Source organism: Cupriavidus sp. GW822-FHT02D05 (genome assembly GCF_058802485.1).
This window is the reverse complement of sequence record NZ_JBXAOE010000066.1, coordinates 1-6264: the sequence shown is the minus strand read 5'-3', so window position 1 is coordinate 6264 and position 6264 is coordinate 1. Positions and strand designations below refer to the sequence as shown.

The following is a 6264-nucleotide window of genomic DNA, read 5'->3' as shown; positions in this document are numbered from 1 at the left end:
TCTCCACCCTCTTTGCCGGTCAAAGAAAAGTGACCGGCAGCCCCCGTAGGGGGATGTCGTATGGCTTTTGGGTGCAAAAACTAACACCGATCAAAGAAACAGCGACCAACCCCGCAGGGGGATGTCGTATGGCTTTTGGGTTCAAAAACCAACACCGATCAAAGAAACAGCGACCACCCCCCAATAACATCCCATATCCCTCAAAACACCCCCCCCTCACTAACCACCCAATCCATCGGCAAATCATGCTCCTGCGGCACCAACGCAATCCGGCAGGCCTCATGCCCGATGCCGATCGCCACCGGCGCGTTCCCGCTGGCGGCCAGCGCCGCCAGCGTGCGGTCGTAGAACCCGCCGCCATAGCCCAGGCGGAACTTATCCCCGCTGAAACCGACACATGGAATCAGCAGGACGTCTGGCAGCAAGGGCGGTGTGCCATCGGGCACGGGAATGCCGTAATGCCCGGCAACCATCGGCGTAGCCGGCTCCCACTGGTGGAAATCCAGCGGCGCGCCCGGCCGGCTTACCACCGGCAGGGCCGCTTGCCGCGCGGGGGCGCCGGCCAGCCAGCGCGAGACCACGCCACGGGCGTCGAACTCCTGCTGGATCGGCCAGTAGAAGCCCAGGCGATGCACGGGCAAGCGCTCCAGCAGGGCGGCCAGCGCGGCTTCGATGCCGGCGTCGGCGGCGGGGCGCTGCGGCAATGCGCCGCGCAGCGCCAGCAACTGGCGCCGCAGTGCCGCTCGCGGCACGCTGGAGTCGGGCTTTCCGGGCGCGCCGGAGGGGCTGCGAACGTCGTCGCTTGGCATGGCTGCGTGGGATAATGTCTGCTGTTGACCCAACATTGCACGGTCGGATGCACGCCCTCGAAAGGTGTTGTCCGGCCGTCACAACAAGGAAGAAGAATGCCGAAGGGAGTATATCCGCAGCGTGTGGCCAAGGCCGCCCTGGCGGCGATCGCGTGCGCAGTGCTTGCCACGCCGGTATTTGCGCAGAAACGGCCCCAGCCGCAACCCCAATCGCAGTCGCTCGCTATCCCGAGCAACCCCGACGACGCTTTCGTGGCGCTGCGCGACGCCGCGCGCAAAAACGACGTGGCACGCACCGACGCCATCTCGGCCACGCTGGTGGACTACCCGATCTCGTCTTACGTCGAGTACTTCCGCATCAAGCCGCAGATGTTCGACGCCAGCGGCCTGGCCCGCATCGACGCCCCTGACGACCAGGTGCGCGCTTTCCTGCAGCGCTACAAGGGCGAGGCCATTGCCGACCGCATGCGCAACGACTGGCTGCTGGTGCTGGGCAAGAAGCGCGACTGGGCCAATTTCGACGCCGAATACCCGCAGTTCGTGCTCAAGGATGACACGCAGGTCGAGTGCTACGCGTTGCTGTCACGCGCGCTCAAGGGCCAGAACGTGGCGGCGGACGCACGCGCGGCGCTGAGCGATCCGCGCTACTACGGCGAAGGCTGTGTCGACCTGATCGGCTACCTGGCCCAAAGCAGGCAGATCGAGCCGAGCGACGTGGCCTTCCAGGCACGCCAGGCGCTGGAACAGAACTATGTGACGCTGGCCGGGCGCATCGCCGCCACCGCGCCGGACGCGCGCGGCGACAGCAACACGCTCGCCACCGTGGTCAAGATGGCGCGCAACGATCCCTCCCAGGCCGCGGCCTACCTGAGCGCCAACGCCGGCAGCTTGTCGCGCGACGAGCAGGGCGCCGGCTGGGGCGTGGTCGGCCAGTACGCCGCCAAGAAGCTTGCACCCGAGGCGGCCGGCTACTACCGCCGCCAGATGGACCTGGGTGGTAACCAGTGGCTGTCCGACGAAACGCAGGAATGGCGCGTGCGCGCCGCACTGCGCCAGGGCGACTGGAAGCAGGTGCGCCAGGCAGTGGAGCTGATGCGCCCCGAGCTGCGCGCCAAGGATCCGGCCTGGACGTACTGGTACGGGCGCGCGCTCAAGGCGGACAACCGCGGCGCCGAGGCCGAGAAGCAGTTCCAGTCGATCGCCGGCCAGTTCAACTTCTACGGCCAGCTGGCCAGCGAGGAACTGGGCAACCGCATCGTGCTGCCGGCACGCACGCAGGTCAGCGATGCCGAGGTCAATGCCATGCGCACCCGCCCGGGCTTCCTGCGCGCGCAGAAGTTCTATGACCTGAACCTGCGCTTCGAAGGCAATCGTGAATGGAACTGGGAACTGCGCGGCATGACCGACCGCCAGCTGCTGGCCGCCGCCGACTACGCCCGCCGCATCGAACTGCTGGACCGCGCCGTGAACACCGCGGACCGCACCCAGGCCGAGCATGACTTCTCGCTGCGCTTCCTGATGCCGTACCGCGACATCATGCAGCGCGCCACCGATGACGTGGGCTTGGATATGGCGTGGGCCTATGGGCTGGTGCGCCAGGAGTCGCGCTTCATCATGAACGCGCGCTCGTCCGCCGGCGCCCATGGCCTGATGCAGGTGATGCCGGCGACCGCCAAGTGGGTTGCGCGCAAGATTGGCATGACCGACTTCTCGCCCTCGATGATGAGCGATCCCAATATCAACATCCAGCTCGGCACCAACTATATGAGCATGGTGCTGACTGACCTGGACAGCTCTTGGACGCTGGCTTCGGCCGCCTACAACGCCGGCCCGGGCCGTCCCAAGAACTGGCGCTCCAGCTTGCCGCGCCAGGTCGAGGGCGCGATCTTCGCCGAGACCATTCCGTTCTCGGAGACCCGGACCTATGTGAAGAATGTGCTGTCGAACGCCACGTACTATGCTGCATTGATGAGCGGCCGGCCGCAGTCGCTCAAGGATCGCCTGGGCGTGGTGTCGCCGTCGCAGATCACCACCACCAGCCTGCCTTGAGGTTTTAACGCCTTCAAGGCAGCGCGGTCTGCAGGCCAATGCGGTAGCCGGCGCGTGCTCCAGCCCTGGAGCGTGCGCCAGTCGTCCCTTGCCGCGGAGAGATCCATGCAGACCAGCAACGTTCTAGTGATCGGAGGGGCCGGCTTTGTCGGCAGCCACCTGGTAGCCCGCCTGGCAGGTGTTGCCACCGCGTCGGCCACGCCGCTGGAGCCGGGCACCGTCGTGGAGCCGCCTCTGGACCCTGAGCGCATCGTGGCCGCTACCCGCGACGCCGAGCATGCGCAGCACCTGCTGCTGTTGCCGCGCGTCGAGGTGATCGAGCTGGACGTGAGGAACGATGTTGCGCTGAACACCGCCATTGGCACGCTGGGCACCGACGGCGTCGTGGTGAACCTGGTCGGCATTCTCCATGGCGAACGCGCCGAGCCCTACGGCGCGGCTTTTGCCGCCGCCCACGTAGACCTCGTGCGGCGCATTGTCGAGTCTTGCCGCAGCACTGGCGTGCGCAGGCTGTTGCACATGAGCGCGCTGGGCGCCGATAGCGCCGGCCCGTCGATGTACCTGCGCAGCAAGGGCGACGGCGAGCGCGTGGTGCGCGAGAGCGCTCTGGACTGGACCATCTTCCGTCCGTCCGTGATATTCGGCCCCGACGACCATTTCCTCAATCTGTTCGCCCATATGCAGCAACTGGCGCCCGTAGTGCCGCTCGCCTGCGCGCATGCCAGGTTCCAGCCGGTGTACGTGGAGGACGTGGCGCAGGTCATGGTCAACGCCATGGCGACGCGGGACACTATCGGCCGCGCCTACGACCTGGCGGGGCCGCAGGTCTATACGCTGGAGGCGCTGGTGCGTTTTGCGGGCCGCGCCAGCGGCCACCCGCGCCCGGTCCTGCACCTGCCCGACGCCCTGGCCCGCGTGCAGGCAGCCATCCTCGAATACATGCCGGGCGCGCCGGTGATGTCGCGCGACAACCTGGACTCCATGCGGCTCGACAATGTCATGCGGGGGCCGATCGCGCCCGAGCTTGGGCTGGGCCAGCCGGTGGGGCTGGAGGTGGTGATGACCGATGTGCTGGCGGGCCGTGGGCACGAGAGCCAGATGCTGGGACTGCGGCGCAGCGGGTATCGTTGAGCGGCAGGCTGCCCTGCCGGGTTTTGCCCTTCGCATGTGACCAGGATTCACATCGCTGCGAGCGTAATTCGCTTGGAGGCGCTTGGCGCGGCTGGCTACAATGGTTCGCTCGCCGGCGTGCGCTTGCGTGCGCACGCTTCGCGCTTCGCGCTGCGGGCTTGCCCCGGCCCCGCGCGCGCTCCCCCACGTTTTCCTGCAAGGATTTTGCGATGAAGCTCGTCATCGGCAACAAGAATTACTCTTCCTGGTCGCTGCGCCCCTGGCTGCTGATGCGGCAGGCTGGCATTGCGTTCGAAGAGGTCAAGGTACGCTTGTTCGTGGCCGGGTTTGAGCAAGCGGTTGCGAAGCACTCGCCCACTGGCAAGGTGCCGGTGCTGGTCGATGGCGATGTCTCGGTGTGGGACTCGCTGTCGATTGCCGAATACCTGGCCGAGTCCTTTCCCGAGAAGCGGCTCTGGCCGGCCGACCGTGCCGAGCGTGCGCATGCGCGCTCGATCTGCGCGGAGATGCATTCTGGCTTCGGCAACCTGCGCAGCCAGCTGCCGATGAACGTCACCGCGGTGCTGCCCGGCATGGGCTGGAACGTGGCGGTGCAGCGCGATGTGGACCGTGTCGCCGCGATCTGGTCGGACCTGCGCGCGCGCCATGCTGCCGCCGGGCCGTTCCTGTTTGGCGCGTTCTCCATTGCCGACGCATTTTTCGCGCCGGTCGTCAGCCGCTTTGCCACTTATGGCATCCACCTGCCGGAGGCCGCCAAGCAATATGCGGACTTTATCCTGGCGCTGCCGGCCATGCAGGCGTGGATCGCCGATGCCCGTGAGGAGCGCGATTTCCTCGCCTCCGACGAGCCCTACCGCCTCACCCCCGATCGCGCCGATGCGGTCGTGATCAACCATTGAGCTCGTCCATGCAGGTGTATGCCGTAGGCGGCGCCATTCGCGACGCCCTGCTGGGCTTGTCGAGCCAGGACCGCGACTATGTGGTGGTGGGCGCAACCCCGGCCGAGATGGAAGCCCAGGGCTATAAGCCGGTAGGCAAGGATTTCCCCGTTTTCCTCCATCCCAGGACCCGGGAGGAATACGCGCTGGCCCGCACTGAGCGCAAGACCGCGGCAGGATACAAGGGCTTTTCGTTCTATTGCGCGCCGGACGTGACGCTGGAAGACGACCTGGTGCGGCGCGACCTCACCATCAACGCCATGGCGCAGGCGGTGGGCGATGACGGCGCGCTCACGGGCCCTGTGATCGATCCCTATGGCGGGCAGCGCGACCTTGCCGCACGGCTGTTTCGCCATGTGTCGGACGCCTTCGCCGAAGACCCGGTGCGGATCCTGCGCGTGGCGCGCTTCGCCGCGCGTTTCATTGATTTCACGGTAGCCCCCGAGACGCTGGTGCTGATGCGCCGGATGGTGGAAGCCGGCGAGGTCGACGCACTGGTGGCCGAACGCGTCTGGCAGGAACTCGCGCGCGGCCTGATGGAGGCACGGCCCTCGCGCATGTTCGAAGTGCTGCGCGAATGCGGGGCGCTGGCGCGGCTGCTGCCCGAGCTGGACCGGCTATGGGGCGTGCCGCAGCGGGCCGACTACCACCCGGAGGTGGATACCGGCGTGCACGTGATGATGGTCGTGGATACCGCCGCCGCGATGGGCACCTCGCTGCCGGTGCGCTTTGCCGCGCTGATGCACGACCTGGGCAAGGGCACCACGCCCGAGGATGTGCTGCCCCGTCATATCGGGCACGAGCAGCGCAGCGTGGCATTGCTGGAGGCGGTTTGCAAGCGGTTACGCGTGCCGACTGACTGCCGTGACCTGGCTGTGGTGGTGGCGCGCGAGCATGGCAATATCCATCGCTCCGAGGCGTTTGGCGCGGCTGCGCTGACGCGATTGCTGGAGCGGTGCGATGCGTTGCGCAAGCCGGCGCGGTTTGCTGAAGTGCTGCAGGCATGCGAGGCGGATGCGCGGGGACGGCTTGGGTTTGAGGACCGGGAGTATCCGCAGACGGCGCGGTTGATGATGGCGCTGGAGGCGGCGGCTTCGGTGGACGCCGGGGCCGTGGCGCGGGAGTGTGCTGGGGATCCTGGGTTGATTAAGGATCGGGTGCATGCTGCGCGGGTGGCGGCAGTGGAGGTTAAGGTTGGGGGGGGAGGGGTTTAACTGCAACTGCAAATTCAGCTGCAACGGCTGAAGGTCAAGGGCAACAGCAGTTTCACCTCCCCTGCGGGGAGGCGACCTACTTTCTTGTCTCGCCAAGAAAGTAGGCAAAGAAGCGACCCGGAT

Annotated in this window: 5 protein-coding genes; 4 read left to right on the top strand and 1 reads right to left on the bottom strand. The window is 66.8% G+C overall.

What is annotated here, in order from left to right; all coding sequences use genetic code 11:
* Positions 1-200 precede the first annotated feature (200 nt).
* Positions 201-809, bottom strand: coding sequence for a 5-formyltetrahydrofolate cyclo-ligase (locus AC1RQK_RS40235; protein ID WP_492373949.1), 609 nt, complete (start codon positions 807-809; stop codon positions 201-203).
* Between the two features lie 96 nt (positions 810-905).
* Between AC1RQK_RS40235 and AC1RQK_RS40230 the strand changes: the two genes are divergently transcribed.
* The 4 genes from AC1RQK_RS40230 (at position 906) to AC1RQK_RS40215 (ending at position 6141) form a co-directional block, all read left to right on the top strand.
* The gene (locus AC1RQK_RS40230; protein ID WP_492373950.1) at positions 906-2858 is read left to right on the top strand and encodes a lytic transglycosylase domain-containing protein; all 1953 of its coding nucleotides are present in this window, start codon (positions 906-908) and stop codon (positions 2856-2858) included.
* Between the two features lie 105 nt (positions 2859-2963).
* The gene (locus AC1RQK_RS40225; RefSeq protein WP_492815214.1) at positions 2964-3989 is read left to right on the top strand and encodes a complex I NDUFA9 subunit family protein; all 1026 of its coding nucleotides are present in this window, start codon (positions 2964-2966) and stop codon (positions 3987-3989) included.
* Between the two features lie 209 nt (positions 3990-4198).
* On the top strand, positions 4199-4888 hold the full coding sequence (locus AC1RQK_RS40220) for a glutathione S-transferase family protein (protein ID WP_492373952.1): 690 nt from the start codon (positions 4199-4201) through the stop codon (positions 4886-4888).
* An 8-nt stretch (positions 4889-4896) separates the two neighbouring features.
* On the top strand, positions 4897-6141 hold the full coding sequence (locus tag AC1RQK_RS40215) for a multifunctional CCA addition/repair protein (RefSeq protein ID WP_492815212.1): 1245 nt from the start codon (positions 4897-4899) through the stop codon (positions 6139-6141).
* Positions 6142-6264 lie beyond the last annotated feature (123 nt).

What these genes read in the sequence shown, in the direction of transcription:
- AC1RQK_RS40235 (WP_492373949.1), bottom strand. Translation starts at nt 809, where the DNA reads ATGCCAAGCGACGACGTTCGCAGCCCCTCCGGCGCGCCCGGAAAGCCC.
- AC1RQK_RS40230 (WP_492373950.1), top strand. Translation starts at nt 906, where the DNA reads ATGCCGAAGGGAGTATATCCGCAGCGTGTGGCCAAGGCCGCCCTGGCG.
- AC1RQK_RS40225 (WP_492815214.1), top strand. Translation starts at nt 2,964, where the DNA reads ATGCAGACCAGCAACGTTCTAGTGATCGGAGGGGCCGGCTTTGTCGGC.
- AC1RQK_RS40220 (WP_492373952.1), top strand. Translation starts at nt 4,199, where the DNA reads ATGAAGCTCGTCATCGGCAACAAGAATTACTCTTCCTGGTCGCTGCGC.
- AC1RQK_RS40215 (WP_492815212.1), top strand. Translation starts at nt 4,897, where the DNA reads ATGCAGGTGTATGCCGTAGGCGGCGCCATTCGCGACGCCCTGCTGGGC.